At 51.2% G+C, this 24,914-nt stretch carries 24 protein-coding genes; 4 read left to right on the top strand and 20 right to left on the bottom strand.

The features are described from left to right. Nucleotides 1–153 precede the first annotated feature (153 nt). Together H581_RS0114820 and H581_RS0114815 are read left to right on the top strand one after the other, a co-directional pair. The gene (locus tag H581_RS0114820; RefSeq protein WP_036718639.1) at nucleotides 154–378 is read left to right on the top strand and encodes a hypothetical protein; all 225 of its coding nucleotides are present in this window, start codon (nucleotides 154–156) and stop codon (nucleotides 376–378) included. A gap of 427 nt (nucleotides 379–805) precedes the next feature. Next, a complete protein-coding gene (locus tag H581_RS0114815; protein ID WP_028610694.1) occupies nucleotides 806–1,540 on the top strand; it encodes an HAD family hydrolase in 735 nt (244 codons plus the stop codon). Nucleotides 1,541–1,627: 87 nt separating this feature from the next. Here H581_RS0114815 and H581_RS0114810 read toward each other — a convergent pair whose 3' ends face one another. From H581_RS0114810 to pdhA, 11 genes are all read right to left on the bottom strand, one after another. Then, complete coding sequence (locus H581_RS0114810) at nucleotides 1,628–3,862, bottom strand: type IA DNA topoisomerase (RefSeq protein WP_028610693.1); 2,235 nt, start codon at nucleotides 3,860–3,862, stop codon at nucleotides 1,628–1,630. A 35-nt stretch (nucleotides 3,863–3,897) separates the two neighbouring features. Next, entirely contained in the window at nucleotides 3,898–5,031 is a 1,134-nt protein-coding gene (locus H581_RS36455) for a glucosaminidase domain-containing protein (protein WP_051250808.1), read from the bottom strand. Nucleotides 5,032–5,081: 50 nt separating this feature from the next. Then, nucleotides 5,082–5,402: a hypothetical protein gene (locus H581_RS0114800; protein WP_028610692.1), complete on the bottom strand. Its 321-nt coding sequence runs from the start codon at nucleotides 5,400–5,402 to the stop codon at nucleotides 5,082–5,084. Between the two features lie 96 nt (nucleotides 5,403–5,498). Beyond that, on the bottom strand, nucleotides 5,499–6,986 hold the full coding sequence (locus tag H581_RS0114795) for a glutamate synthase subunit beta (RefSeq protein ID WP_028610691.1): 1,488 nt from the start codon (nucleotides 6,984–6,986) through the stop codon (nucleotides 5,499–5,501). A 288-nt stretch (nucleotides 6,987–7,274) separates the two neighbouring features. After that, nucleotides 7,275–7,781 carry a dihydrofolate reductase gene (locus H581_RS0114790; RefSeq protein WP_028610690.1) on the bottom strand — a complete coding sequence of 169 codons (507 nt, stop codon included), beginning with the start codon at nucleotides 7,779–7,781 and terminating at the stop codon, nucleotides 7,275–7,277. 29 nt (nucleotides 7,782–7,810) lie between these two features. Further along, nucleotides 7,811–8,770, bottom strand: coding sequence for a thymidylate synthase (locus tag H581_RS0114785; RefSeq protein ID WP_028610689.1), 960 nt, complete (start codon nucleotides 8,768–8,770; stop codon nucleotides 7,811–7,813). A gap of 61 nt (nucleotides 8,771–8,831) precedes the next feature. After that, nucleotides 8,832–9,317, bottom strand: a complete 486-nt coding sequence (locus H581_RS0114780) for an acyl-CoA thioesterase (RefSeq protein WP_028610688.1) — start codon at nucleotides 9,315–9,317, stop codon at nucleotides 8,832–8,834. Between the two features lie 111 nt (nucleotides 9,318–9,428). Continuing rightward, nucleotides 9,429–10,844 carry a dihydrolipoyl dehydrogenase gene (gene lpdA / locus H581_RS0114775; protein WP_028610687.1) on the bottom strand — a complete coding sequence of 472 codons (1,416 nt, stop codon included), beginning with the start codon at nucleotides 10,842–10,844 and terminating at the stop codon, nucleotides 9,429–9,431. A 3-nt stretch (nucleotides 10,845–10,847) separates the two neighbouring features. Beyond that, a complete protein-coding gene (locus H581_RS0114770) occupies nucleotides 10,848–12,164 on the bottom strand; it encodes a dihydrolipoamide acetyltransferase family protein (protein ID WP_028610686.1) in 1,317 nt (438 codons plus the stop codon). Nucleotides 12,165–12,179: 15 nt separating this feature from the next. Next, nucleotides 12,180–13,157: an alpha-ketoacid dehydrogenase subunit beta gene (locus H581_RS0114765; protein ID WP_028610685.1), complete on the bottom strand. Its 978-nt coding sequence runs from the start codon at nucleotides 13,155–13,157 to the stop codon at nucleotides 12,180–12,182. Between the two features lie 20 nt (nucleotides 13,158–13,177). Beyond that, the gene (gene pdhA, locus H581_RS0114760) at nucleotides 13,178–14,245 is read right to left on the bottom strand and encodes a pyruvate dehydrogenase (acetyl-transferring) E1 component subunit alpha (protein WP_028610684.1); all 1,068 of its coding nucleotides are present in this window, start codon (nucleotides 14,243–14,245) and stop codon (nucleotides 13,178–13,180) included. 291 nt (nucleotides 14,246–14,536) lie between these two features. Between pdhA and H581_RS0114755 the strand changes: the two genes are divergently transcribed. Continuing rightward, nucleotides 14,537–15,274: an alpha/beta hydrolase gene (locus H581_RS0114755; protein ID WP_028610683.1), complete on the top strand. Its 738-nt coding sequence runs from the start codon at nucleotides 14,537–14,539 to the stop codon at nucleotides 15,272–15,274. 64 nt (nucleotides 15,275–15,338) lie between these two features. Here the strand turns inward: H581_RS0114755 and H581_RS0114750 are convergent, their stop codons facing one another. Continuing rightward, nucleotides 15,339–15,839 (bottom strand): low molecular weight protein-tyrosine-phosphatase, encoded by a 501-nt coding sequence (locus H581_RS0114750; RefSeq protein WP_028610682.1) that lies wholly within the window; start codon nucleotides 15,837–15,839, stop codon nucleotides 15,339–15,341. Then, nucleotides 15,836–16,477, bottom strand: a complete 642-nt coding sequence (locus tag H581_RS0114745; RefSeq protein ID WP_028610681.1) for a trimeric intracellular cation channel family protein — start codon at nucleotides 16,475–16,477, stop codon at nucleotides 15,836–15,838. The genes H581_RS0114750 and H581_RS0114745 overlap by 4 nt, the downstream gene beginning before the upstream one ends. 221 nt (nucleotides 16,478–16,698) lie before the next feature. Here H581_RS0114745 and H581_RS0114740 point away from each other — a divergent pair, with 221 nt between their 5' ends. Then, complete coding sequence (locus H581_RS0114740) at nucleotides 16,699–17,337, top strand: thiamine diphosphokinase (RefSeq protein ID WP_028610680.1); 639 nt, start codon at nucleotides 16,699–16,701, stop codon at nucleotides 17,335–17,337. Nucleotides 17,338–17,395: 58 nt separating this feature from the next. Here the strand turns inward: H581_RS0114740 and H581_RS0114735 are convergent, their stop codons facing one another. From H581_RS0114735 to H581_RS0114705, 7 genes are all read right to left on the bottom strand, one after another. Continuing rightward, entirely contained in the window at nucleotides 17,396–19,345 is a 1,950-nt protein-coding gene (locus H581_RS0114735) for an endonuclease MutS2 (RefSeq protein ID WP_036718635.1), read from the bottom strand. Between the two features lie 443 nt (nucleotides 19,346–19,788). Then, complete coding sequence (locus tag H581_RS0114730; protein WP_028610678.1) at nucleotides 19,789–20,565, bottom strand: MBL fold metallo-hydrolase; 777 nt, start codon at nucleotides 20,563–20,565, stop codon at nucleotides 19,789–19,791. Further along, nucleotides 20,562–21,290 (bottom strand): hypothetical protein, encoded by a 729-nt coding sequence (locus H581_RS0114725; RefSeq protein WP_051250806.1) that lies wholly within the window; start codon nucleotides 21,288–21,290, stop codon nucleotides 20,562–20,564. Before H581_RS0114725 ends, H581_RS0114730 begins: the two co-directional genes overlap by 4 nt. Next, the gene (locus tag H581_RS0114720) at nucleotides 21,253–21,828 is read right to left on the bottom strand and encodes a GNAT family N-acetyltransferase (protein ID WP_084134652.1); all 576 of its coding nucleotides are present in this window, start codon (nucleotides 21,826–21,828) and stop codon (nucleotides 21,253–21,255) included. The genes H581_RS0114725 and H581_RS0114720 overlap by 38 nt, the downstream gene beginning before the upstream one ends. Before the next feature lie 129 nt (nucleotides 21,829–21,957). Next, nucleotides 21,958–22,818 (bottom strand): carbon-nitrogen hydrolase family protein, encoded by an 861-nt coding sequence (locus H581_RS0114715; RefSeq protein ID WP_028610675.1) that lies wholly within the window; start codon nucleotides 22,816–22,818, stop codon nucleotides 21,958–21,960. A 24-nt stretch (nucleotides 22,819–22,842) separates the two neighbouring features. Next, a complete protein-coding gene (locus H581_RS0114710) occupies nucleotides 22,843–24,201 on the bottom strand; it encodes a sensor histidine kinase (RefSeq protein ID WP_028610674.1) in 1,359 nt (452 codons plus the stop codon). Further along, nucleotides 24,198–24,896, bottom strand: a complete 699-nt coding sequence (locus tag H581_RS0114705; protein WP_028610673.1) for a response regulator transcription factor — start codon at nucleotides 24,894–24,896, stop codon at nucleotides 24,198–24,200. Before H581_RS0114705 ends, H581_RS0114710 begins: the two co-directional genes overlap by 4 nt. Nucleotides 24,897–24,914 lie beyond the last annotated feature (18 nt).

Raw genomic sequence — 24,914 nt, 5'->3', positions numbered from 1 at the left:
GCTCCTTCTGTTAGCAGCAATCGTTTCTATGAATCTAGTTTACGGGAAACAAAAAACAGTTTCCACCCGAACAAATGTTTGGTATAATAAAAACAAGAACAAATGTTCTCGTGATAGACGAATTCAAATCATTTTGGAGGAGGCTTGATCACCATGAAAAACATCTGCGAAAATTTCCGATATGTAGAGGAAGGGCGTTCTGAACGCGATTTAACCTTTAAGTTTTATGCCGACGGACGGCTCGTCATTATCGACAACCTTGCAGAGGAGGTGATCTCCCCGAAAGATTTGAAAGGAAAATGCAGAGACTTTTACGTTCGCAAACGCATCGCGTTTATTAAGAATCAACTAATGGCGACTCAGCTCAAATACGCATAATTCATCTGAATGGGAGAGGGAACATTGCCCCCTCCCTTTTTTTTACCGCCAAATGATCGCACTGCGCAGAACCGGGCTTTATAAACATGCAGCTATCGGTTCGTGCGCATCATCAGCCTATTCGCTTGATACACTTGCCGACTACGGAAGCTGTTTGTTAATCCGGTTTAAACTAGGCGGACGCTTTGCGAATTTCTCTGTTCGCAACGTTGCTGTGTGATCACGCAAGCTGGAATGCATACGATGGCCATCCGCCGGTTTGTCTTTTTGATTTCCTGCCACACTCATCACCTCCATCTACATTATGTGATTTTAATTGGATAAGTATGTAAATCCCGCCTATTCCGCCTTAGCGGCATTGACTCGGCGCTTCCATTTGCGGTAGATTGATCATACGGTTTCAACTTCCGCAAAGGAGACAGATTAGATGAAGCAGCAGATTATGTTTGACCTGGACGATACACTCATTCACTGCAATAAATACTTTTATCTGGTGATCGATCAATTCATCGACGCCATGACAACGTGGTTTGCCGGCTTCCCCCTTGCAACGCCTCAAGCGATTCGGGATAAGCAAATGGAGATCGATATTGCCTGCGTAGCCTCCTTCGGCTTCAAGAGCGAGCACTTTCCCCAATCGTTTGTCGATACTTATGCCTATTTCTCGCATTTGACCGGCCGTAAACGTTCCAAATCCGAAGAAAGCTTCCTGTGGAAGCTTGGTTTAAGCGTCTATGAGCAAGAGACCGAGCCTTATCCCAATATGGAGCAAACGTTATTCGCTCTTGCCGATGCCGGTCACGAGCTTCATCTATATACAGGCGGAGAGCTGCTTATTCAACGCCGTAAGATTGAACGGCTGCAATTGGAGCGTTATTTCGATTCGCGCATCTATATTCGCAGACTGAAGAACAACGACGCTTTGGAATCCATTTTATCCACAGGGGAATTTGACCGGGGCCGCACCTGGATGATCGGCAATTCAATCCGTACCGACGTCGTGCCGGCGCTAACGGCAGGCATTCACGCCATTCACATGCGAGCCCAGACGGAATGGGAATATAATGTGATTGAGATCGAGGTCGAGCCGAAGGGAGCATTCCTTACCTTGGACCATCTGAAGGATGTTCCGGAGGCTATCCATCAATACGTGAAGGGATAATCATGCGAATAGACCCGACTCCGCTTTTATAGCATGAAGCGGATCGGGTCTATTTCTTATGAACCCTATTCTAATTTCATTGAAGAATTATGGTTCGATCGCAAGCTCGCCGCTGTCGATGTCCTTGAGGATCAGCCTGCCTTCCGCCGGCGTACCGTCTTCCAGCTGAAGCTTGAGCTTTGTTGTCTTGCCCTTCTCAATAAGCGCTTTGATTTGAGTGTCCGTTAAGCTTCGGCCAAAGCTCATCTTCCAAATAACAAATTTGCAGCCTTCTTTATAATGCGAGCAGCCGTACCCTTTGCGGCCCATAAATATCGATCCGCCGCACCCCGCCCGGGGACAAGCGGCAATAATCGCTGGACCGCTCGAGGAAGAAGCTGCTGCCTGAGCCGGCTTCGCCTTAGCTGCCGTCCGGCTGCGTGGAACAGCCGCGGATTTCTTGGCTGCTCCTTTCCCTTGTACAGCCGGCTCGCTTTCAAACGATGTCTTTGCCGCCCGCGATTGGACGCGGACTTTATCGACAATCATGGTCGCGAACTTTTTGACATTCTCCATAAACTGCCCGTCCGACGCGGATCCTCTGGAAATTTCGTTCAAGCGCCTCTCCCACAGTCCTGTCATTTCCGGAGAGGTAAGCAGGTCGATTCCCGCGCCGCGAATCAGTTCAATTGCCGTCCTGCCCTTCTGGGTCACCAGAATCCTCTTCCCTTGCATTTCCACGTAACCGACATTCTTCAGCCTTTCGATCGTAGCAGCGCGCGTCGCCGGCGTTCCCAGTCCGGAATCCTTCATCGCATCCCTAAGATCCTCGTCCTCGATCTGCTTGCCGGCGCTCTCCATCGCCTTCAGAAGCGTGCCTTCCGTATAATGCTTTGGCGGCTGCGTGTCCTTCTCCTTCACGATCGCATCCGAGCATAAAATGCCTTCATTTGCTTGAATGGTGAACGGCTCATTTACTTCGATCTCTTCCTCTTCAGCCTCTTCTTTATCCTTGCTCTTCGCTTTTGTTTTTTCTTTCTTCTGGTCGGCATAGATCGCCTTCCAGCCTAAGCTTAGCAGTTCTTTTACCGTCGTTTTGAACAGCTCATTCTCCACTTCCGTCATGACGGTATGCACCTTGTATTCGGCAGCGGGATAGAACTGCGACAGAAACCGTCTGACGATCAGGTCGTACAGCTTCTGTTCATCGGCGTTAAGTCCGTTTGCTTTGCGATTAGTCGGCAGAATGGCATGATGATCCTCAACCTTAGCCGGGTTGCAAATAAACTTATTCCCCTTATGAACAAGCCCGCGGTTCGCCTCTCTAACCAAATCGTCATATACGGTACCCTGCAGCGCGTTTAACGTCTTATGCATCTCGGAGATATTCTGCTCCGTCACGTAATTGGAATTCGTCCTCGGATACGAAATCACCTTATGCTTCTCATATAACGCTTGAGCGGTATCCAACGTTTTCTTCGCGGAAAAGCCGAATTTGCCGTTCGCTTCACGCTGCAGCAAGGTTAGATCGTACAGTTTAAACGGATATTCCTTTGTCTCTTTCACTTCATAGGAAGCGATCCGCCCTGTCTTGCCTTTTACTTTGGCTGCGAGCTCATCGGCTTTGGACTGATCCGTCATCCGTTCCCCCTGCCACATGCCCCGGTAGTTCATCTCATTTTGCGAGAAATGTCCCTCCAGCTCAAAAAACTTCAAGGAAGAGAAAGCCTCAATTTGCTTCTGGCGGTCATAGATGAGAGCGAGAACGGGCGTCTGTACTCTCCCGACCGAGAGCAGCACGTTATGCTTGGTCGTAAAGGCGCGAGATCCGTTCATGCCGATCAGCCAATCCGCTTCGCTTCGCGCGGTCGCCGCCCGGGTGAGATTATCGTACTCCGAGCCCTCCCGCAGCTCCGCAAAGCCTTTGCGAATCGTCTCCGGCGTAAGGTCGGATATCCACAGGCGCTTAACCGGCTGGTTGAGTTTCAAATGCCGCTGGATCAGCGAGAAAATATACTGTCCCTCCCGCCCCGCATCGCAAGAATTCACCAGCATATTGCTGCGTTTGGCCAAGTCGCCGATCACCTTAAGCTGATCGATCGTTTTTTTGTTCGGCACAAGCTTGAATTGGTCCGGAATGATCGGAAGATCATTGATATTCCACTTCTTATAACGGTCATCATAGGCATCAGGCTCGGCAAGCCCGATCAAGTGGCCGATCGCCCATGTAATAATGTAGTGCTCGCCTTCTATGTAGGAACGGTGATTTTTTGCTTTCGGATCGATTGCGGCGGCTATATTTCGTCCCATGTCTGGTTTTTCCGCAATGACTAATGTCTTCAAAAGATTATCGCCCCTTCAATGCAAGTAACATCTATTCATTCTATCGTTTCCGTTTCGATATAGGCCGTAATGGCAGTGAAAATAGAACGCACGCCGTCCGCCCAATTCGGATCCTCAGCATATTTGCGGTTAATCCATGTGAACGGGTCAACGTCTGAGGGTCTGTTTTTACTCAAGTTCGAGACGGTCCTTGCTGCGATTTCGGCGGATTGTTGAATGTTCGTATTGAATTCCTGCCAGCTGTGGAAGACGTTAAACGGATTATTGGCAATCTTCTTATGCTGCTTATCGGTTACCGGTACGAAGCCCTGCTCCTGACCGGTTATGGCAAATAAAAGAACGGGATGGAGATCAAATGATTCCGCTGCCGATATAATCGCGTCAAAATAAGGCTGCTCTGCAAGCGCGGACGATTTATTCTTCAAATAATCCTTCAGCCTGTCCCGATTAATCTCATGATATTGCAGCTCGCCAGGCATTTCGTTAACAGGCAAGGCTGCCGGTGTAACCGGCTTGGTCATGACCGGCGGCTGAAGCCTATTAACCGAAGGTTTACTTAATGACCATCCATATAATAGAGAAGAAGCTAGCAGCAATAGACTTAATAAACCGTATATAAATGCTTTTGCCCGATGCTTCTTCTTCAAGGCGGCTGTTTGAGCGTAAGGCAGTTCAAAAATATCTGCTGCCTGTAACACAGCGGCTGCCGGCTGCTCCATCAGTCCGTCCGCCGTTAGCAGGCCTTTAAGCTGCAGCCAAGATCCGTTCCGCCTCTCGCTTTGCAAGTTGTCTTCCTTTGTCAACTCGTCCAGCAGACGCCTCAGAACGGGCTTCTCGCAGCTAATCTTCAGCTGTTCCTCTACCCATTTATGCAGCGGTTCATAGTTTGACGATTCATTCAGGCTCATCCCTAAGCATATTTGAAAAATATCATCGGCTTTGACCGGCCTTTGCTGTTCAACCACGGACATGCGGATCAGCTCCGCTGTTACCGCGCGTTTCATCTTGTCCTCAAAATCGGGTAATTGCTTGTGTATGATTCGGCTAACCGCATCGGCTACGATCTCCGCTCTTGCTTCCTGAGGCATCGCGGCATATTTATGATGAACGTAGCTGCGAATTTTCCGAACATCTGTCGGAGACAGAACATATGCTTCCTCGGCTGGCATGACGAATCGCCCCTTCACGTCATCTCAACCCGATTTTACCACAACTTTCCTTATTGCGGTGAGCTTAGTTTCCGAATCTCCGTTTGAATCGCAGGTTGATTGATATAGGAAGCGATCTGTTCCTTCTCGCCTACCGTAAATTGGTATTCGCAATCGCAGCCCTCATCCTGAGGAACCATTTGTACGATCGTTCCATCCGTCGCACAAATGACAAGAGCCGTGAAATCAATTAAATCCTCCGGTACTTCAGCTCCGGGCGCGAGCTCAAAACGAAGCATAATATCGATCCACTGCTCGTCCCTTCGTTCAATGACGGGCTGAAAAGCTTGAAATCTCAATTCCGTTACGCGGTCAAGTCCGTATTTGATCATTGCAGCGGCAGCCTCCTATCGTTTCGACTATTATCTCAGCAAGAAAAGCGCCCGGAGGCGCTTCTCTTTATCCAATCAGGTTCATTATTCATCTTATTAAGGAAGCATCGACGAACCCATCAAGTATTTATCGACTTCACGGGCAGCCTCTCGGCCCTCGTTAATCGCCCATACAACCAAGCTCTGACCGCGGCGCATATCGCCTGCAGCGAATACTTTGTCTACGCTTGTCGCATATTTGCCGTATGCCGCTTTGACGTTCGTGCGGCGATCCTGCTCCAGTCCAAGCTGCTCGATCACCGTTTTCTCGGGTCCTTCGAAACCAACCGCGATAAACACGAGATCAGCAGGCCATACTTTTTCCGTTCCTGGAATTTCGCTGTAAATTTTACGGCCGGTCTCGTCGACGGTACGTTTAATTTGTACGGTATGAAGCTCTTTCAGCTTGCCGTTCTCATCGCCCACGAATTTTCTCGTCAGAACGGAGAACGCCCGCGGATCTTCGCCATACAATGCTTTTGCTTCCTCTTGCGCATAGTCGAGCGTATATACATTCGGGAATTGCGGCCAAGGATTATTAACTTGATCGCGCTCCAGCGGAGCCTTCGCATGGGTGCCGAATTGGGTAACCGATTTGCAGCCGTGGCGCAGCGCCGTTGCTACGCAGTCCGTTCCGGTATCGCCGCCGCCGATGACGATAACGTCTTTATCCTTGGCAGAGATGTAATTGCCGTCTTCCAGATTGGAATCCAGGTAGCTCTTGATCGTACCGTTCAAATAATCCATTGCCATATGAACGCCTTCCAAATCGCGGCCTTCGATTTCAACGTCCCGCGCTCGGGTCGCTCCGCCGCATAGCACGACGGCATCGAAGTTTTCAACCAGCTCGTTAGCCGTAATATCTTTACCGATTTCCGTGTTTGTAACAAACTCGACGCCTTCGGCAGCCAGTAAATCAACGCGGCGCTGAACGACATGCTTCTCAAGCTTCATCGTCGGAATGCCGTAAGTGAGCAAGCCGCCAATGCGGTCTGCGCGCTCGTATACCGTTACCGTATGGCCCGCTTTGTTCAATTGCGCAGCCGCCGCCATTCCGGCAGGACCCGACCCTACGACAGCAACCCGTTTGCCCGTACGCATCTTAGGCGGCTGAGGAACAACCCAACCTTCTTCGAAACCTTTGTCAATAATAGCTTGTTCAATCGTCTTAATGGTTACGGCATCCCCGATCAATCCAACCGTACAAGACCCCTCGCAAGGAGCAGGACAGACGCGGCCCGTAAATTCAGGGAAGTTATTCGTTTTATGCAGACGGTCGAGCGCTTCACGCCACAGCCCGCGATAAATGAGATTATTCCATTCCGGAATCAGGTTGTTTACCGGACAGCCCGAAACAGAACCTGCGAGCTCTATGCCCGTATGGCAGTAAGGCGTGCCGCAGTCCATGCAGCGAGCGCCTTGCGTCCGAAGCTGCTCTTCCGAAAAATGCTTATGAAACTCATTCCAATCCTTAATGCGCTCCAGCGGGTCGCGATCGGCCGGCAGCTCGCGTTGATATTCCATAAAACCTGTAGGTGTAGACATGATCGCAATTCCTCCATCCATATTTCCCGTTTACCGTCGTAACGATTCTATTATCAAACTATATCGGGAATCCATTAATTATTCAATATCAAACTTTATGCGAAACGCCCAAAATGTTCGGATTACTCTTATCTATTTTACCACATATAATAGCAACGCGGTCATGCTTCCACGACTTACTTCGATAGAAGTTTTCTCATAACATCCTAGCATTCCTGTCTCGAAACCGTTAATGGATTATCCGCACAATCATTTGCACTTTATGACATATCGTTCGCATATTATCGGTTATTGCGACTCAGATCCGGCAGAGCGCCGTTTATACGTTTGAAAGGTAAAAGAGAAAGCATTATTCTCGTCGCTTTCCCTTCTTACGCTTTCCGTTAGTTCCCACTCATCCGGTGAGAATGGAGGAAAAAAAGCATCGCCGCCGGCGATTTCGGCTTCAACCTCCGTCAATCGTATCGTATCCGCATAAGGAAGAAATTGTGCATAGATTTCTGCGCCGCCCATCACCATAAGCTCGTCCACTGCGCTGAGCGCAAGAGCGTCTTCCAAGGAATGAACGACCTCGCAGCCCTCAGGATGAAACTGCTGCTGTCTGGTCAGAACTACATTTCTCCTGTCCTTTAAAGGCTTACGCAGCGATTCGAACGTCTTGCGTCCCATGATGACCGTCTTTCCCGTCGTCATTTTCGTAAAATAAGCCATTTCCGCAGGCAAACGCCACGGCATCTTGTTGCCGACGCCGATCGTCCGATTATGGTCCATCGCGGCTATTAATGTGATAGACATCTACTCTCGCACCTCTCTATGAATAAACTCTATACAGCAACAGGAGCTTTGATTGACGGATGCGGTTCGTAGCTCTCGATCGCCACATCGGCAACCTCGAAATCGAATATCGATTGTTTATCGGCATTCAGCTTCAATCGCGGAAGCGGCTTCGGCTCCCGCTGCAGCTGAATGTGTATCTGATTCAAGTGATTTGCATAAATATGAGCGTCGCCGAGCGTATGAACGAAGTCGCCAACCGCCAGCCCGCACTCATGCGCGATCAAATGGGTCAGCAGGGCATAGCTTGCGATATTGAACGGAATGCCGAGAAAAATATCGGCGCTGCGCTGATACAGCTGGCACGAAAGCTTGCCTTCCGACACATAAAATTGGAACATCGTATGGCATGGAGGCAAAGCCATATTCGTCGGCACGTCCTCCGGATTCCATGCGGATACGATCAGTCTTCGCGAGTCCGGGTTCCGCTTGATCGTCTCGATAACATCCTTTAATTGATCGATCGTTTCGCCTTGCGACGTCTTCCACTCGCGCCACTGCTTGCCATAGACGTTCCCAAGCTCGCCGTAGGCAGCCGCGAATTGGTCATCCGTCAGCACCTTCTGTTTAAAAATGTCCATCTGCTCCTCATACAGAGCGGCAAAATCAGCGTCCGCAGCCGCACGAAGTCCAAAATTGGTCATATCCGGTCCTGAATATACGTCGCTCTCCACCCATTTCTTGAACGCCCATTCGTTCCAAATATTATTATTATGCTGCAGAAGATAACGAATGTTCGTATCCCCCTGGATAAACCAGATGAGCTCGCTCGCAATCAGGCGGAAAGGCACCCGTTTTGTCGTAAGCAGCGGAAAGCCTTCGCTCAGATCAAAGCGCATTTGATAACCGAAGGTCGAAATCGTTCCCGTTCCGGTACGATCCTCCTTCTTCGTTCCATTCTCTAAAACATATTTCAGCAGCTGCAGATAGGATTGCTCGCTCTTGCTCATATGAATAATTCCCCCACATCCAAGCATACAGAATTTCGACAAAATAACATTAATTATACCATCAATCGTTTCTTCTGTCCTGCTTTCGTTTCATTCTTAACTGATGGCGCTCCGGTGCGGAAGCGTGCAGTTTGATCTCCTCTTCCGATTCAGGCCGGACGGCTGGAACCTGTACGGGCTTGCCATCCCCGTCAAGCGCAACGAAAGTGAAGAACGCCGTCACCGTCTTCTTGCGATCGCCTGTAAACAAGTTTTCCGATTCTACCGATACGTAGATTTCCATGGAGCTGCGGTTGGTCCAGGTGACAAATGCTTCAACCTCGATTACTTCGCCTACCCGGATGGGCGCCAGAAAATCCAGACTGTCGGTCGACGCCGTTACGACCTGTCCCCGGGCATGCCTCATGGCCGCGATCGCTGCCACTTTATCCATATATTCCATCAGCTTGCCGCCGAACATCGTATCGTGCGGGTTCGTATCCAGCGGGAAAATGAGCTGCGTCATTAACGTGCGGGACGCGCTTGCCGGTAAAGATAATGGACTCATTATCATACACGCTCCTTCTTGCTAATCAGCTATCTGTATGCGCAAAGAGGCCCCGCGGCCGAAAAAGCCGCGTGACCTCTGTATTCGCAGAACCTCATCTATAAGAGCCGTTTATTTAATAAACGTGTGGATCGGGTGGCCCAGAGCAACCTCTGCAGCATCAAGCACGATCTCGCCAAGCGTCGGATGCGCATGGATCGTAAGCGCGATATCCTCGAGCGTTGCGCCCATTTCGATCGCTAGAGCAAGCTCGGCAATCATATTGGAAGCTTCAAGACCGATAATTTGCGCACCCAATACCAGACCGGAGTCTGCATCGGATACAAGCTTGACGAAGCCTTCGTTTGCGTTCAGAGACATCGCGCGTCCGTTGATTGCAAACGGGAATTTGCCAACCTTCACTTGATGGCCATTGTCCTTCGCTTCCTTCTCGCTAAGCCCGACGCTTGCGCATTCCGGATCTGAGAAGCAAACGGCAGGTACGCATTTATAATCGATGACGCTGGTTAAGCCGGAAATCGCTTCGGCAGCGATACGACCTTCGTACATCGCTTTGTGAGCAAGCGCAGGACCGGCAATAATATCGCCAATCGCATAAATATGCGGAAGGTTAGTACGGCATTGCTCGTCAACTTCAACCAGTCCGCGATCAGACATTTTTACGTTGATCAGATCGAGGCCGAGCTCGCCATCCGTGTTCGGACGGCGTCCAACCGTTACGAGCAGGTAATCGGCCGTAACCTTTTCTTCTTTGTCGCCTACGGCGTAAGTGACGGTTACGTCTTTATCCGTTTGCTCAGCGCTCTTCGCTTGGGCGCCGGTTACGATGTCCACGTTCGTGCTTTTCAGCTTCTTCGCTACGATCGAGGACATGTCTTTGTCAAAGCCCGGCAGAATCGTATCGGAGCCTTCAATCACCGTTACTTTCGTACCGAATTTCGAATACATTTGACCAAGCTCGATACCGATATAACCGCCGCCGATAACAACGAGGCTCTTCGGAATTTCCGGCAAGGACAAAGCGCCTGTCGAGGATACGATACGTCCGCCGTAAGGGAATGCCTTTAGCTCAATCGGACGGGAGCCTGTTGCGATGATGCAGTTCTTGAAACGGTAGCGCGGCGCTTCTTGATCGTTGAAGACGCGCGCTTCGTTTTCGTTAATAAACATCACTTCGCCTTGGAAATATTGGACTTTGTTTGCTTTCAACAAGGAAGCGACGCCGCCTGTTAGTTTCTTGACGATGCCGTTCTTAAACTCCTGCACCTTGCTGAAATCAACCTTCGCTTCACCGACTTCGATACCGAAAGCGGAAGCGTGGCTGATCGATTCATATTGATGCGACGCGGAGATAAGCGCCTTCGACGGAATACAGCCAACGTTCAAGCAAACGCCGCCTACGTATTCCTTATCTACGATGAGAACATTTTGACCAAGCTGAGCAGCGCGAATCGCCGCCACATAACCGCCTGGACCCGCACCAATGACTAGAGTATCGATATCTAGGGAAGCATCACCTACGACCATGTCTTATACCTCCATTATGAACAGTTCCGGTTGGCCCAGAAGAGTTTTGATGTAATTCATAAAGTTTTGTGCCGTCGCACCGTCAATGAGGCGGTGGTCAAAGCTGAGTGATAGTGCCATTACGGGAGCTGCAACGATCTCGCCATCGCGTACGATTGCTTTCTCCGTAATTCTGCCTGTACCAAGAATCGCAACTTCAGGGAAATTGATAACCGGAGTGAAGAACATGCCGCCGGCGGAACCGATATTGGAGATCGAGATCGTGCTGCCTTTCAATTCGTTTGCAGCAAGCTTGCCGTCGCGTCCGCGAGCGGCCAGGTCGCGGATAGAATCCGCAATTTTGAATAGGTTTTTACGGTCAGCGTCCTCGATAACCGGAACGATTAGACCGTTATCCGTATCTGTTGCAATACCGATATTGTAGTATTTGCGCAAAACGATTTCCTGGTTTGCCTCGTCAAGCGTAGAGTTCAAGATCGGGAACTCGCGGCAAGCTGCCACAAGAGCCTTCACGATGAACGGCAGATAGGTAAGCTTGGAGCCTTTTTTCTCAGCATACGGCTTGTATTTTGCGCGAAGCGCTACGAGCTCGGTGACGTCGACTTCGTCCATAATCGTCACATGCGGAGCGGTGTATACCGATTTCGACATCGCATTCGCGATGATTTTGCGGATCCCCTTGAACGGCACGCGTTCTTCCGGACGGTACGCCGTGCCCGAAACTGCCGGTGCAGCCGGTTTAGCATCCGCCGTTGCCTGTTGTTCAGCCGAAGGTGCTGCTGCAGCGTCTGCCGGCGCAGCTGCCGGCGCGCCCCCAAAGTCGTTCACATCGTCGCGGGTAATACGGCCGTTCTTGCCTGTACCGCCAACCTGCGTCAGGTCTACACCCTTCTCGCGGGCCAGCTTGCGCACGCTTGGCGTAGCCAGAACAATGCCGCCGGTTGCTTTCGGAGCTTCAGCCGCAGCCGGTGCCGCGGTTGGCGCTGCAGCAGGAGCAGCAGCCGCTGGTGCAGGCGTTGCTGCCGGAGCCTCAGCTTTCGGAGCTTCAGCCGCAGGCGTTGCCTGCTCCGGCAATTCGCCTTCCGCTTCGATTAACGCAACAATTTCGCCAACATGGCATACTTGACCGTCCTTCACACGCACCTCAAGCACTTTGCCGTTTACCGGGCAAGGCACTTCGACGATCGCCTTGTCGTTCTGAACTTCCATAATAATATCATCATCTGTAACCGTATCGCCGACTTTAATATGCACTTTGACGATTTCGCCTTCGTGCAAACCCTCGCCCAGCTCCGGGAAACGATATTCGAATTTAGCCACCGCTAGCAACCTCCTCTAAAAGTTCATTACTTTTTGAACCGCTGCAGAGATACGAGCTGCGGATGGAAGCCACGCATCCTCAATCTGAGCGAATGGATATACGGTATCCGGACCTGCAACGCGAAGCACTGGCGCTTCCAGATGCAGGATTGCTTTTTCATTAATTTGCGCAATAACCTCAGCTGCTACACCGGATGTTTTTTGCGCTTCCTGGACGACGATCGCCCGGTTTGTTTTTTGAATCGAAGCGACAATCGTGTCGATATCGAGCGGCAGCAGGGTGCGCAGATCGATAACCTCCGCTTTCACGCCTGTTTTCTCCAGCTCTTCCGCCGCTTTGACTGCGGTGTGAACCATCATGCCGTAAGAGATGATCGTTACGTCGCTGCCTTCGCGGACGACATTTGCTTTACCGATTTCAACCGTATATTCGCCTTCAGGCACATCAGCCTTGAACGCGCGGTAGAGGTTCAAATGCTCCATGAAAAATACGGGGTCGTTGTCGCGGATCGCGGAAATCATCAAGCCTTTTGCATCATAAGGATTCGATGGGATGATGACTTTAATACCTGGTGTTTGAACGGCAAGCCCTTCAAGCGAGTCCGTATGAAGTTCCGCCGCCTTAACGCCGCCGCCGAACGGCGTGCGGAATACGATTGGCGCGTTGTAACGTCCGCCGGAACGGTAGCGCATTCGGGCCGCTTGAACGAACATTTGATCCAGCGCTTCATAGATGAAGCCGACGAATTGAATTTCTGCGATCGGGCGGAAGCCTTGCGTTCCCATGCCAACCGCCATACCTGCGATAGCCGATTCGGCAAGCGGTGTATCGAATACGCGGTCCTCGCCGAATTCCTCTTGCAAACCTTCCGTTACGCGGAATACACCGCCAACCTTGCCAACGTCCTCACCGAAGATAAGCACGTTTGAATCACGCTTCAATTCTATGCGCATCGCGTCGCGAATCGCTTCCAACATATTCATTTGAGCCATGATCGTCTATTCCTCCTCTACTATTGAAAATCGGCCTTCTGCTCTTCCAGATGCTGCGGCGTCGTCTCGAACATCGAATCGATCAAGCCGACAACCGTCATTTTCTCAGCCGCTTCCGCTTTCTTGATATGCTCGTTAACCGTCGCTTTCGCTTCTTCTTTCACGCGGTTTGTATCTTCTTCGGTCCAAAGACCTTTTTTCTCCAAAAATTTGCCGAAACGGACAAGAGGATCTTTAAGCGCCCACTCCGCTTCCTCTTCCTTCGTGCGGTATTTTGTCGTATCGTCTGCCATAGAGTGCGGACGGAAACGGTAGGTTAGAATTTCGATCAGCGTTGCGCCTTCCCCGTTGCGGCCGCGTTCTGCAGCTTCCCGTACCGCTTTGATAACGGCCAGCACGTCCATGCCATCAACCTGAACGCCGTGAACGCCGGCGGCAACCGCTTTATGAGCGATCGACAGCGCAGCCGTTTGTTTCGCGAATGGAGTCGTAATCGCATAGCCGTTGTTCTGCACGGCATAAATAACCGGCAGTTTATAAACTCCGGCAAAGTTCAAGCCTTCGTAGAAATCGCCTTCCGAAGATCCGCCGTCGCCCGTGTACGTGATGGCAACGCGTTTCTCGTTCTTCTTCTTGAATGCCATTGCAACGCCGGTTGCGTGCAAAATTTGAGCGCCGATGATAATTTGCGGCATTAGCACATGTACGTCCTGCGGAATTTGTCCGCCGTGCTGGTGACCGCGGGAATATAAGAATGCTTGGTAAAGCGGCAGTCCGTGCCATACCAGCTGCGGCATATCGCGATAGCCCGGGCAAATAAAATCGTCTTTGTTCAGTGCATATTCGCTGCCGACCATCGATGCTTCCTGTCCGGATACGGGCGCATAGAAGCCCAATCTTCCTTGACGGCCCAGGTTAACGGCACGCTCATCCCAAGTGCGGGTAAATACCATGCGGTACATAACTTCTTTTAATTGTTCGTCTGTCAGTTCCGGCATGAAGTCCGGATTAACGACCTCGCCCTCAAGCGACAAGACGGATAGCGGTGTTACCGGTTCCGTTTGAACTTCGTATGGCAATTTGCTCATTTTGAACGCTCACCTCAATCGAAAAATTTGAAAATCGTTTACCTCTGTTATAGAATTATTATAAACCTGTTTAACGAAAATGGTCAAAGCAAAAAACAAAAAAACCGTTGTTTTTTCGCTAATAATCATCTTTCTGTTAAGAAATTGTATATGCTACAGATTTATTTTTGGACTGTAACAGCATAATACAACTAAGCTGATTTTCTCAATTGTTCCTTTTCATACCTTTCTATTGTTTTCCCACAACCGCAGCATTCCATTCAAGATTACAAAACGTAAGGAGATAAAGAAATGACCGATGAACGATATTTGAAGCGCACCATAGTGAAAGAAACGGTGCCAAGCCGTTTTTTGCCCGAGCAAGTCCGAAATTTACGTATTTTCCTGCCTCCGGGCTACAATGAATTGCTTAGTTACCCGGTTGTCTATTGCCAGGACGGCGAGGATTTTTTTAATTTCGGCCGAGTCGCGACAACGGCTACCAAATTGATTCTGGATGAAGGGCTGGAGCCTTTTATTATTGTGGGAGTAGATGTCGACAAGAAGATTCGCACGGATGAATATACGCCTGACGGCAGCCGTTACGACGGGTATATCCGATTTTTCGGGGAAGAGCTTGTCCCATTTATTGAGGAACGGTATTCGGCGAGACAGGACCCGCAGCATCGGGTGCTGGCCGGCGACTCTCTCGGCGGTTCGGTATCGCTCCATCTCGCGCTCGCCTATCCTCATTTGTTCACTCGCGTCATGTCGCTGTCCGGCGCCTATTACGGCGTTTCTCAAAATATCATTTCCGCGCAGGGCGACCTCAGCTGGCTCAATGTTTATATGATCGTAGGGCTTCAGGAGGACGCTTATGAAACCGATCGGGGCATGTTTGATTTTGTAGCCCTGAACCGCAATGCGAAAGCGCTTCTGGAGCATAAACAGGCGACCGTCGCTTATCAGGAGAAAGACGGCAAGCATCAGTGGGGCTTCTGGCAGAAGGAGCTTGACCAGGCGCTTTCCTATTTTATCGATGTAGAATAATAAATGGCAAAGAAGCTGTCCGTTCGGCTCAAGGTGAACCGCGGGACAGCTTCTTTCATGGCCGTTATCGTTTCAAATCCGCTTGAACGCGCTTCAGCAGCTCCTTGCAGCCGCCTTCCACCAGTTCGTATACGTACGGGAAGTTTCCGTCATAATAAGGATCGGGCACATCCTTAATCCCCTTGTCAGGGAGAAGCTCCATGAAGGTGAACAGCTTCCTCTCCGGCGCTTGCGCTTCGTCGGAATTGCCGGCCGCGTGCTGCAGCAGCTTGCGAACGTCGCGCAGATTATTCGTGTCCATGCAAATGATATATTCGAATTCGCTGAAATCACGATCGCTCACCTGTCTGGCTTTCATCCCTTGATAGGATATATTCTGGTCGTCCAGCAGCTTGCGCGTTCCCTCATGAGGAGGATGACCGATATGCCAGTCGCCCGTACCGGCGGAATCCACTTCAATCGTGCCGGATAATCCCGCTTTCTCAATCTGATGTCGCATAACCGCTTCCGCCATCGGCGAACGGCATATATTGCCCAGACAAACAAAAAGTATGCGTGTTTTCACTGCACTTCTCCCTTCCTCTCCGTTTCAATAATAGCCGTTCGAAGCGATCGTCTCGGCAGCTTCCATTTGAAATAGACCGACAGCATCCGAAATGTAATAATGACGACAAATAGAAATAATAACTCAAACGTCGTCTGAAACCATCCGATTCCGATCGCAAGTCCCGCCAGCATCGCCCATACCGCGTATATTTCATCTTTCAAAACAAGCGGTTTCCGTCCGGCGAGCACGTCGCGGATAATGCCGCCGCCTATACCGGTCAACATAGCGGCAACCAGGACCGCACTGAGCGGATGCTTCATTTGAGTCGCGTACAGCGCCCCCTGGATCGCAAAGGCAGATAAGCCGATTGCATCGAAAAAGGCTTCGCTCCGCCGCCAACGCTGAATCCATGCGACAGGCAGCAAGAAGGCAACCGTCATTGCGATAATCGCAATTTTAAGCAAATAGCCCTGGCTCCAAAGCGACGTTACCGGCATGCCGATTAACAAATTACGAACGACCCCACCGCCGAATGCCGTTACCAGCCCGAGTACGAACACGCCCAAAATATCGTATTCCTCCTCCATCGCCACGATCGCTCCGCTGACTGCGAAGGCAATCGTGCCGATAATGCTGAATATGCCGAAAATATCCATATCCACCGCCAAACTCCCCCGCTTTCCGTCCGTTTCGCCGACAATTGTCATCGGCACTTCCTTCCCCATTTTAGCTGGGAGAACCGGGTTCCGCAACGACAAATTTCGCCATATCCTTAATCGGTTCGGCTTACCGTAAATCAAACTCTAGTTATTATGGATCAAAAGGATTTATACTTAGAATGCGGTACATTCCCCCTACAAGAAGAGAGGACTTATTCATGCAGCAGCGCATCGTCATCTGTACAGGCGGTCAATTAGGGCCCTGGGCCCTGGAATATATACAATCGGGCGATATGCTGATAGGAGCGGACAGCGGCGCACATTTCCTCGTTGCGCAAGGTCTTCGGCCCGATATATCGATCGGGGATTTCGATTCGGTAACCGAAGAAGAGCTGGCTTCGATCCGGAGCAGCAGCGGTCAGACCATCGCCTGCGATCCGGTCGACAAGGATTATACCGATACCGAGATGGCATTCCGGTTAGCTTTGGACCTTAAGCCTCAAGAGCTAGTGCTGCTCGGGGCGCTAGGAACAAGGTTCGACCATTCGCTTGCGAACGTCCATCTGCTTGCGCTTGCAGCCGAGCAAAATGTCCGGGCGGCCATTATCGACGAACATAACATAATCATGCTGACCCAAAACGAAATGAAGATACAGAAACAAGGCTTCCCCAATGTCTCCTTGCTGCCCTTGTCGATGAGGGTGAAAGGAATTACGCTTACGGGCTTTCAATATCCGCTCACAGATGCGACGCTGTCCATCGGTCAATCGCTCGGAATCAGCAACGTGCTGCTTACTTCTTCCGGAACCATTCGGATCAGCGAAGGCCGGCTCTTAATTATTCAAAGCCGCGATTAACGGCTCTTCCGCATGCAAACAGCCAAGATCTTCGGGATCTTGGCTGTTTCGCGCTGCTTTAATACATATCTTCCTCCGGCGTAACGATCGTAAGGCCTTCTACATACTTCCTGTTCATCAGATTGCGCGCCTTCCTGTTTTCCTTCGATTCAAATACGATATCCAGATCGTACTCCTCGCCGGGATAAAGCTCAGTTTTTGCGATATACAGCTTAAGCCGCTTATGGTTAAAGGTAAGCTTCTGCTCCTGGATTTGAACGATGACATTTCCCCGTTCATCCGCCGGCCGAAATACGACTCCCGCCCTTTTCAAAGGATATATCCATACGGCGTCGCCCTTCTCGAAGGGCTTCTTCTTGGGTTTTGCCGCATCTTCAAGCTTCTCAGCCTTGGGCTCCGCCGGCCTCGCAGGTGCAGCCATGGCCGTCTTGGCGGGCGCAGCATGCTCCAGCGCTTGCCCTGCTCCGCTGTCAACCGGATGTTGCTTCCGTACGAGAAGCTGTTCGGCACGCAGCATGACATCCTCGGACAGACCAAACCTTCTTGCAATAGCAAAAGCATGACTGTCCCCAGCTTCGCCGATCTCCAAACGGTAAAGGGGCTTTAGCGTTTCCGGATCGAATGCCATTTTTCCATTCTGGCAACCGGCCGTCCGTGCGGCGAACGATTTTATTTCGTTAAAATGCGTGGTCGCCGCGGCAAGCGCCCCCCGCTCAAGCAGCTGTTCAAGCAGGGCGATCGACAACGCGATCCCTTCGGAAGGATCCGTCCCAGCCGCCAGCTCATCGAGCAGCAGCAGCGCTCTCGGGCCTGCGAACTTCATCATTTCCTTCAGAACGGTAATGTGCGAGGAGAAGGTGCTTAACGACTGTTCCAAACTTTGACCATCGCCCACATCCGCGATGATATGCTGGAATACGCCGATAACGCTGCCGCTCTCAGCCGGAACGAGCAGGCCGGATTGGACCATCAGCGCAAACAGCCCGATCGTTTTCAGCGTAACGGTCTTGCCGCCTGTATTGGGGCCTGTAATAATCAGCTGTTTCCAATCATACCCAAGCTCTACGTTTAAAGCGACGCTATCCTTCCCCAGCAATGGGTGACGCGCCCCTCTGAGCCGAATGACCGGCTGATCCGAGAGCGCAATGCGCTTGCCGTCATAAGAACGCGACAGCTTCGCTCGGGCAGTGATGAAATCAAACGTCGCCATCGCTTCCACGTTTCGGTGCAGCTCGAACGAGAAGGACTCCGCCAGCTCGGACAGCTTTGCCAAAATAATCGTACGCTCCCGTTCCTCTTCCGCCTTCCATTGCTGCAGCTCCACCTGAAGCTCCGCTGCGTCAAGCGGTTCTACGAATAATGTCTGTCCGCTTGATGATTCATCCCACACCGTGCCGGGAACCTGCTTTCTCAGCTCCCGCTTCACGGCGATGACGAACCGGTCGCGACGTTTGCTGATAACGGGCTCCTGCAGCGCTGTTCGATACTTATGCAGCGCATGCTCCATTTTTTTCTGAATTTTATCTTCGGAAGCGTAGATATGCCTGCGGATATAAGAGAGATCGGCGCTCGCCTGGTCGGTTAGCTGGCCGTACCGGATGGATCGGTTCAGCTCCTCGCGCAATGCCGGACAATCGTACATCGATTCCGCATAACCGGCAATCGTCGGCGCAATATGGCGTTTGCTGTTCATATATTTCTTCATTTGCACCACCGACGTCAGCCATACCGACAGCTGATCCAGCTCCGTCTCGTTGTATATGCGTCCTTTGCCTAGCAACGCCATAAAGGGATCAATCCCGTCCATTGCGGACAGCGGAATACTCGCCCCGCTCGCCAGCAATTCGGACGCTTCCTCTGTCTCCTGCAGCCACGATTCAATTTGCCGTTGTTTCGTGCTAGGTTCGAGACGCTCTGCCAGCGCCTTCCCTGCAGGCGAGACCGTATGCCGAATGACGTTTTCCTTCACCTTATCGAATTCCAATCTTCTCCACGACGCTTCATTCATCACTTGTTAAATCCTCCTTTGTTATGCGGAAAATAAATAAAAAAGACAGGAACAGAACGCGAGTGCGCTCCATTCCTGTCTTGATCGACGTATATGCCCCTATCCGTACCTGCTCTCATTGAATACGCGCATAGGCGCATACAAGAAAAAGGGTACAAAAAAACCGTGCTTATGAGCACGGTGATTAGGCCTGTGTCGAATAGCATTCAGGCGGAAATCCTCATGTCCAGAACTCTTGGCGTCAGATGACAAAATAAGCCCTGCTGCAGCGTGTTTTTTTTGCGCGACTGCTCATTAGCAAGACCAGTTAATCAACTGACCATATCCAATTTATGAGTTATGGACACCAGCAAACATTAAAATTTCCCCTTTCATGCCTTACTTCATAAATGTACAAAAAAGCCGGGTCGGTTGTCAACCCGGCAATCGCGCATTTGAAGAAATTATATAGTAAGAGTCAGACCGGTATTGGCGAATTGCATCGTATCCGGTAGCGGATAGTGTTTCCTCTGGTCAATATCATGCGACAAATGCGTAAGCAAGGTGCGCTTGACCCCCCACTTCGCCGTTAGCTCGACCGCTTCCGTCACATCGTAGACAGACCGGGTTTCATAAGCAAATGGTTCATGATAGAAGCTGGTGCCGAGCACCAGCAGATCGAGTCCGAACAGCGGCTTCTGCTGATCCTCCGTCAGCCCGATGGAATCGGAGCAGTAAGCCCATTTATAACCGTTCGACCTATGCTCGAACAAGAACGCGTACGCGTAGCCGTTCTTGCCATGGTTAACGCGCCAGCTGGAAACTCTCCAGCTGCCGAGCGTGATCGCTTCGTCAAAAGACTGGAACGAGATTTGATTGGCAAGCCACGGAAACCGTGCCGAAATTTCCTGGATAACCTCGGAAGGAGCGTAAGCTACGCCGCGTTTCTTCTGCCAGCGGCAGGCGTCGGCCCACTCCGGCAAGCCGCCGATATGGTCGAAATGCGCGTGGGTGATGAGCATCGTGTCAATCTCAATCAACGAAGCCTGTTCCATCTGCTTTCCCCAATCCGGTCCGCAATCAATCCATATGGTGCCTGCTTCGCGGTCCTCGATTTGCATGGAAGACCGGTAGCGCCGGTTCGTATTCGTCGTTCTTGCTTCCTCACATACTTCGCATCTGCAATAAACGCGCGGCACGCCCATGGAGTCGCCTGTACCGCGGAAAATTAGCTTTGTCATAGGGGCAGCAGCTCAATCGTCTCCGATGCCCGGATATGATCCATCATGCTATGCCACTGCTCCGGCTTATTCGGGAGTGCCGAATAGTAGCCCTCCAGGAATGACGCAACAAGAGACGCATCAATCGTTTGTTGCCCATCGTCCGCAGGCAGGAAGCCAAGGTCGAGCTCGGTTACGGCTTCGCCTGCATGATCCCAAGAGGGATGCACATAGGATAAATTTAATCGTTTGTAGCCGATATGCGACAATACTTCACGGCGGACATACGGATTCATCGGCGATATGCCCCCGAACGAATGGTCTGCCGCCCGGAACGGGTCATAGATCTCGGCGAACATCCCAATGGACGTCGTACCCGATTGCTCGGCTAGCCGCTGCAAGTCGCGCTCTCGGTTCCGCAGCAAGAAACGACCGATACCGAGCTGCGCTTTACCGATAATTGTAAAGTCAGTCATTGCTACCCGAAGTTCGGGATAATACCGGTACTCCGTCGAGCCTACGACCTCGCCTTCGTATATGGCTGCATACACATGGATCGACGGGTCCTCCAACGGTTCCTTCCATAGCTCGTAAGCAAGAACTTCCTCCGGCGGGAATATGGTTTGAAGCAGCTTATGTAAGGAACCGAAATACGGGTCTCGAATGGAAGTAATGCGATGATAAGTTAACAAATGAATGCCCTCTCCTTCATTTAAACGGATTGCGCCATTCCATAAGAACGGCATGGTTCCCGGATTGCTCATCTTCCAAATAATTTCGCGCAATGCCAACCGGCATACGGCCGCAGCGCAGCAAAAAACTGATTACGGGGTCCTTCCATATACCCATCAGCACGTTTTCCAAATATTGTTCAGGCGAAACCTCAAGCTTACGCGCGCCGTATCCCGGCATCCGCCCGCCACCGAGCAGTCTGAGGAGCCCATGCTGTACAACCGTCTCGTACATCGTCTGCATCAGCCACTTGCCGATGCCTGACTGGCGATACTCCGGTATGACGCAAATATCGACGACATATAGGGTGTCCCCGTCCGGATTATGGTTGCGGATATATCCGCCCCCGGTGATCGACTCCCAATCATGCGAATGTCCGTTATCCTTCAAAGCCACGATCAGTCCCGTCATCGAACCGATTAACCGCCCTTCGATTTCCGCGCATATCGCTCCTTCGGGGAAACGGGTAACATGCTCGTTCAATTGTTCCTCGTTCCACCAAAGCTCTTCCGGAAAAGGCGGCGGGAAGCTGGCTCTCTGCACATCGATCATGGATTGAAAATCGGGTCTCCCATAATTGCGGATAACGGCTCTTTGAGGTTTTCCGTCTACGTACAAATACAGTTCTTTGCGCAGAACAGTCCCTCCCTTCGTACCGGCTTGTCAAAAGATCGGGAATAGTCAGCTCCAGTCGGGATATAAATCAGTTCGGCGATCGCGCCAGGTCGTAACCGAGCCCTTAACCCTTACTTCCTCCAGAAGCGCAAGATCAAGATCCGCGACAACCAGCATATCGTCATTGACGACTCCTTCGCATAAGATGCCTGCAGGCGGGAAAGGGATGTCATTCGGTGCGATGACCGCAGCCTGGCCGAAATTGGCGCGCATGAAATCAACCTTGCGAAGTGAACCGACCGTCCCCGTAGTTACGATATATACCTGGTTCTCAACCGCTCTTGCATGGCAGCAGTACCTGACCCGGTAGAAGCCGTGCCTGTCGTCCGTACAGGAAGGGCAGAAAATGACGTCCGCTCCCTTCGCCCGCGCCATACGAACGATTTCAGGAAACTCGATATCGTAGCAGGTAAGCATCGCAATCGTGCCAAACGGCGTTTCGAAAACGTCCAGGCCTTCGCCCGGAGACATATTCCATTCGCTTACCTCGGTGGGGGTCAAATGAATTTTGTGCTGCACGTCGACCTTCCCGTCCGGGTGGAACAGATGCGCGGCATTTCTGCGCTTGCCATCCTCCATCTCTACAACATGCGTTCCACCGACGATGGATATGCCGTACTCCTTCGCTAATGAAGTGAACAAATGCAAATAAGCTTCCGTAAAATCGGGCAATCGCCCGATCGGAAGCGCACGCCCCCTCCCGTCTCCGATGGATAGCAATTGCGTCGTCATAAATTCGGGAAACAAAATAAACTGAACGCCGTATTCGGAAGCGTTCCGCACATAATGCGTCACCTGCTCCGCGAATTGCTCGAACGAGCCGATGTCCTCCAAATGATATTGTACCGCTGCCGTGCGAAACTTCATCCGGCTTCCCCTCCGTTGCCGTAGTTATTGCTTGCGCTGCTTGAATTGCAAAGTGATCGTCGTACCAAGATCCGGCAAGCTGAATACATCGACCTTGCCTTCGTGCAGATCAATGATCCGCTTCGCAATGGATAATCCCAGCCCGACTCCGCCGGTCGCGCGGCTTCTTGCGCCGTCAACGCGGTAGAACCTTTCGAACAGATGCGGGATCTCATTCTCCGGAATGCCCATTCCTTTGTCCTTAACCTCGATCTTAACAATATTTCTTACGAGCGTTACGGTGACATCGATCGGATCCTTCGAATACTTGATCGCATTGTCGAGCAATATGACGAGCAACTGCCTTATTTTATCCTTGTCGCCCACCATCTTGACCACCTTCGAGAACGCTTTGACCCGAATCGGCCGTCCGAAAGTCGTCTGCAGCATCGTGGAAAGCTCATCAACCACTTGGACGACATCAAAAAGCTCCAGCTTCAGCCAATCCTCTTGTTCGGCCTCGGCAAGCATCAACATCGATTTTGTCAAATTTTGCAGCCGGTTCGCTTCTTTGTCGATCGCCTCGATCGCTTCGTCGCGCAAGCTTTCATCATCGCGTCCCCAGCGCTTCAACATGCCGGCATAGCTGCTGATTACCGTCAGCGGCGTCTTCAGCTCATGAGACGCGTCGGCGACGAACTGCTTCTGCTTCGCGAACGTCCGGTCGAGCCGCCCGATCATTTGATTAAAAGCGCGGACGAGCTGAAGCAGCTCTGCAGACTCTTCGCGGTTGCTCAGCTCAATCTGCCTCAGCTTCCCGCTCCGGTCGATCTCACGCATCGTATTGACCATCTGTTGAATGGGCGCCGTCAGTCTGGATGTAAACCAATAGGTACCGAATATCGCAAACAAAATCGCGCCGCCGCTCGTTATGCTAAGCGCAGCGACAAGCACCTGCAGGTAGTTATCCAGCTCATCCAGGATACGGTTAATCTCAAGCATCGCAATGACGCGGTTTCCCTCGTAAAGGGGGACGCGCATATACAAGATGCGCTCCCCGCCCTTCATAATCTTGCCGGTCGTATGCTGGGCCTCAAACGCTGCCGGAAGCTGCAAGAGAAGCGGATCGGAGCCTGTAATATTCACGACTCTATTATTCGGTACGATAATACGAATCATTTCGTTCACGTTATAATATTCGTTGAGCAGCTCCGGCGTATTGAGTCCTCGGCTGCTCTGAATTCTGGGATTCTCCAGCATAAGAGTGACCTTGTTGGCAATCACTTCTTCTTCGCTTTCCGTCGTGATCTTAATCACATAGAAATAAACGAATATATTAAATAAAATCAGGATGAATATGAACCAAAAAATCGTAAACAGCGTAAACCTTTTGCGGAGCGTCATGCATCGGGCTCCTTAACCATGTAACCTACGCCGCGTACCGTATGAATGAGCTTGTGGCGGTAGCCTTTATCCAGCTTCTGCCGCAAATAACGGATATACACGTCGACCAGGTTCGTCTCGCCGATGAAGTCATAGCCCCATACTTCCGATAAAATGTCTTCCCGCGATTTTTCCTCATTTTTATTCTCAACCAAATAAACAAGCAGCTCGAACTCGCGCGGGGTCAGCTCGATCAGAATATCCTTGCGGTACACCTTGCGTGTTCGCAGCTCGATCGTCAGGTCGCCCACCTTGATCATATCCGAGCCTTCCGCCTCGCGGGGATGCTGCTGGAAAATACGCAATATGTTACGGACCCGGGCAAGGAGCTCCTCCATCGCAAACGGTTTCGTTATATAATCATTCGCGCCGTGCTCGAATCCACTTACTTTATCGGGCACCGTATCTCGTGCGGTTAATAATATAATAGGCACCGGGTTGCCGGCCTGCCGAAGCAGCCTCAGCACCTCGATCCCGCTCATCTCGGGCAGCATCACATCAAGCAGCACGAGCTGCCATTCTCCGGAGGAGGCCATTTCGTATCCGGTGCGGCCGTCGGCGGCCGTCCCCACCGTGTAGCCCTCATGCTCCAGCTCCAGCTGCAGGATGCGGGAAATCCCTGTTTCGTCTTCCACGACAAGAATACGTTCTTTCATCTAAGAGGTTCACCAACT

Source organism: Paenibacillus harenae DSM 16969 (assembly GCF_000422465.1).
Classification (GTDB): Bacteria; Bacillota; Bacilli; order Paenibacillales; family Paenibacillaceae; genus Pristimantibacillus; species Pristimantibacillus harenae.
Note: the sequence above shows the minus strand (reverse complement) of the source record. Positions and strands in the feature narration are given on the sequence as shown.

Excerpts from the sequence above, each read along its gene's own strand:
- H581_RS0114755 (WP_028610683.1), top strand. The coding sequence starts at position 14,537 with ATGACCGATGAACGATATTTGAAGCGCACCATAGTGAAAGAAACGGTG.
- H581_RS0114730 (WP_028610678.1), bottom strand. The coding sequence starts at position 20,565 with ATGACAAAGCTAATTTTCCGCGGTACAGGCGACTCCATGGGCGTGCCG.
- H581_RS0114790 (WP_028610690.1), bottom strand. The coding sequence starts at position 7,781 with ATGTCTATCACATTAATAGCCGCGATGGACCATAATCGGACGATCGGC.
- H581_RS0114740 (WP_028610680.1), top strand. The coding sequence starts at position 16,699 with ATGCAGCAGCGCATCGTCATCTGTACAGGCGGTCAATTAGGGCCCTGG.
- H581_RS0114745 (WP_028610681.1), bottom strand. The coding sequence starts at position 16,477 with ATGGATATTTTCGGCATATTCAGCATTATCGGCACGATTGCCTTCGCA.
- H581_RS0114725 (WP_051250806.1), bottom strand. The coding sequence starts at position 21,290 with ATGCCGTTCTTATGGAATGGCGCAATCCGTTTAAATGAAGGAGAGGGC.
- H581_RS0114815 (WP_028610694.1), top strand. The coding sequence starts at position 806 with ATGAAGCAGCAGATTATGTTTGACCTGGACGATACACTCATTCACTGC.
- H581_RS0114800 (WP_028610692.1), bottom strand. The coding sequence starts at position 5,402 with ATGATCAAATACGGACTTGACCGCGTAACGGAATTGAGATTTCAAGCT.
- H581_RS0114765 (WP_028610685.1), bottom strand. The coding sequence starts at position 13,157 with ATGGCTCAAATGAATATGTTGGAAGCGATTCGCGACGCGATGCGCATA.
- lpdA (WP_028610687.1), bottom strand. The coding sequence starts at position 10,844 with ATGGTCGTAGGTGATGCTTCCCTAGATATCGATACTCTAGTCATTGGT.
- H581_RS0114710 (WP_028610674.1), bottom strand. The coding sequence starts at position 24,201 with ATGACGCTCCGCAAAAGGTTTACGCTGTTTACGATTTTTTGGTTCATA.
- H581_RS36455 (WP_051250808.1), bottom strand. The coding sequence starts at position 5,031 with ATGCCAGCCGAGGAAGCATATGTTCTGTCTCCGACAGATGTTCGGAAA.
- H581_RS0114785 (WP_028610689.1), bottom strand. The coding sequence starts at position 8,770 with ATGAGCAAGAGCGAGCAATCCTATCTGCAGCTGCTGAAATATGTTTTA.
- H581_RS0114715 (WP_028610675.1), bottom strand. The coding sequence starts at position 22,818 with ATGAAGTTTCGCACGGCAGCGGTACAATATCATTTGGAGGACATCGGC.
- pdhA (WP_028610684.1), bottom strand. The coding sequence starts at position 14,245 with ATGAGCAAATTGCCATACGAAGTTCAAACGGAACCGGTAACACCGCTA.
- H581_RS0114735 (WP_036718635.1), bottom strand. The coding sequence starts at position 19,345 with ATGAATGAAGCGTCGTGGAGAAGATTGGAATTCGATAAGGTGAAGGAA.
- H581_RS0114820 (WP_036718639.1), top strand. The coding sequence starts at position 154 with ATGAAAAACATCTGCGAAAATTTCCGATATGTAGAGGAAGGGCGTTCT.
- H581_RS0114795 (WP_028610691.1), bottom strand. The coding sequence starts at position 6,986 with ATGTCTACACCTACAGGTTTTATGGAATATCAACGCGAGCTGCCGGCC.
- H581_RS0114705 (WP_028610673.1), bottom strand. The coding sequence starts at position 24,896 with ATGAAAGAACGTATTCTTGTCGTGGAAGACGAAACAGGGATTTCCCGC.
- H581_RS0114720 (WP_084134652.1), bottom strand. The coding sequence starts at position 21,828 with ATGATCGATGTGCAGAGAGCCAGCTTCCCGCCGCCTTTTCCGGAAGAG.
- H581_RS0114780 (WP_028610688.1), bottom strand. The coding sequence starts at position 9,317 with ATGAGTCCATTATCTTTACCGGCAAGCGCGTCCCGCACGTTAATGACG.